Raw genomic sequence first — 2435 nt, 5'->3', positions numbered from 1 at the left:
CGCATAACGATGTTGTGGTCTTTAAAAAAGCCTAACCACCAGGCCTGGTGGTTAGTTAAAAATCTGAAAGGAAAAGTCATGGCAACGAAACTCGATGCGTTAACGGATAAGTTGATTCGCTTTATTGAACAGCAAAAAATCTACTTTGTTGGCACCGCGACCAAAGATAGCCGTGTAAATGTGTCGCCTAAAGGCCTGGATTCTCTGCGGGTGATTACGCCAAATCAAGTGGCTTGGTTAAACGTTACCGGCAGCGGCAACGAGACCTCTGCTCACGTTCAGCAACACCCACGCATGACGTTGATGTTTTGTGCGTTTGAAGGCGCGCCTTTGATTTTACGACTCTATGGCACCGCCAAAGTCGTGCATCAAAAAGACCCTCAATGGAACGAACTGTATCGTTTATTTCACCCGCTTCCGGGCACACGCCAATTGTTTTTATTGGACATTGATTTAGTGCAAACTTCTTGCGGCATGGGTGTGCCGTTTTTTGATTATGTCGAAGACCGCGAACAACTCAACGAATGGGCGGTCAAAAAAGGCGATGATGGCATTGAGCAATACTGGCAAGAAAAAAACCAAACCAGTTTAGACGGCCAACCCACCCACATTATGGAGAAAAACGTTTGAGCCATCATCGACTACAAGCCGTGATCTTCGATATGGACGGTTTGATTATTGATGCTGAATCTTTCTGGAAACAAGCGGAATTCAGCGTTTTTTCGGCTCTGGGTTGTGAAGTCACTGACAAGGATCAGCGCTTAACCGCCCGCTTAACCACTCAAGCCGTAACCGAATTTTGGTACGACAAGTCACCTTGGCTTCATCCGCCCAAACATCAGGCCGAACAATCTGTAATAGATGAAGTTGAGATCATGTTAAAAAATCAATGCCAAGCCAAACCGGGCTTTTTCGAGGCCTTGGGACTTTGTCACGATTTGGACTTAAAAATCGGACTCGCGTCCAATGCGCCATTACGTTTATGTCATACCGTCGCTCAAACCCTCAATTGTATTGATCTGTTCGACTGCATCGTATCCTCCGAAAATGTCCAAACCCAAAAGCCCGCACCAGATATATATTTGCAAGCGGTCAAAAGACTGAATGTTTCGCCCAAGTTCGCGCTCGCGCTTGAAGACTCAATTTCAGGGGCAAAAGCCGCCAAAGCCGCTGGCTTAAAGGTTATCGGAATACCCTCTAATCCCGATGACCACGCCGCTATGCGAAAGCTTGCAGACGCAACGCTAAACTCATTATTAGAGCTTCGCCCCCACCACTTAAACGCAAAAATCCAATAAAACCCAATAGTGAATCCGCACCACCAGGCCTGGTGGTTCGCCATCCTTGTTTATAAGCTAAGCTAGCGTTGTCTCGCATAGATTCTATTACCTAGCACCATCAGGTTCTGATAAGGTGGAGGAAAGGCTTAATCTATTTAAGTTTTACTTTGATACAAAACGCTTAACCTTTGATGTAAATCAAGGTAAGGAGGGCATCATGCCTATCAACAAAGCTATACCAACAAATGAACAAGAGCACGATCACTATACTGAAGCAGGAGAACATATCATTTCACACGATGTCCAATTATCCCATATTGGACACTGGCTGAAAAAAGGCTGGCTCGACATGGCACATGCGCCCGGCATTTCGCTTTTTTATGGCCTAGTCATGGCCTTATCGGTCGTCATGATGTTCTTTGCCGTTCAATATCAGCCCATTCAAATGCTAACCATTGCGGTAGTATTTATTGTTTTATCACCATTTCTGGCGACCGGCCTGTATTACACCGCACACAAACTGGAGCGAGGAAAAAAGCCTTCATTAGCCTCATCGATGGTCGCGTGGAAAGGGAAAAAATCGAATTTCGGCCTTTTTGCCATCTGCTTAGTCATCATTGCCGCCATTGGGATAAACGCTATGCCATTTGTTGTCGCGATTGTGCTTGGGGCAAGTTCCTTATTAATCGTTGATAGTAGCATGGGAGTAACGGGGTTCCTCGCGACACCAGAAGGCTTAGCTTTCTTGATTTTTTTTGTCGGCCATAGCGTAATAATAGCCGCCTTTGTATTTGCCATCAGCGTAGTCACGATTCCATTATTATTACGAGACAATCACATTGGCGCGATCTCCGCCATGATTTTAAGTTTTAAAATTGTGGTGAACAACAAACTTGTCATGACCGCTTGGGCACTTGTAATTGGCTTTATGCTCATTGTAGGCATCATGTCGCTTGGTTTGGGTATGTTAATTGTAATGCCATTACTCGGTTACGCCAGCTGGCACGCGGTTAATGACTTAGTCGAAATTCACAAAGCGGCTTAATTAATTCAGCATCCAAGAGTCATACGCTAAAAGCTCAAAGCCACGGCGATTTTAGTATGGGCACCTCGATTAACCCCTGATTCATTCTGGCAACGCCAAGTTTTTCAGAT

3 protein-coding genes are annotated in these 2435 nt (G+C 45.3%); all 3 read left to right on the top strand.

The annotated features are described in order from the left end of the window. The coding region (locus IBX48_RS10255; protein WP_296834222.1) for a pyridoxamine 5'-phosphate oxidase family protein at window positions 1-630 on the top strand (630 nt) is incomplete at its 5' end. Beyond that, window positions 627-1298: a hexitol phosphatase HxpB gene (hxpB, locus tag IBX48_RS10250; protein WP_296834220.1), complete on the top strand. Its 672-nt coding sequence runs from the start codon at window positions 627-629 to the stop codon at window positions 1296-1298. The genes IBX48_RS10255 and hxpB, both read left to right, overlap by 4 nt. Window positions 1299-1413: 115 nt before the next feature. Further along, window positions 1414-2325, top strand: a complete 912-nt coding sequence (locus IBX48_RS10245) for a DUF2189 domain-containing protein (RefSeq protein ID WP_296834217.1) — start codon at window positions 1414-1416, stop codon at window positions 2323-2325. The last annotated feature ends 110 nt before the right edge of the window (window positions 2326-2435 follow it).

Origin of the sequence: Thiomicrospira sp., assembly GCF_014859555.1 — a bacterium.
Classification (GTDB): domain Bacteria; phylum Pseudomonadota; class Gammaproteobacteria; order Thiomicrospirales; family Thiomicrospiraceae; genus Thiomicrospira.
This window is presented reverse-complemented; position numbering and strand designations above follow the sequence as displayed.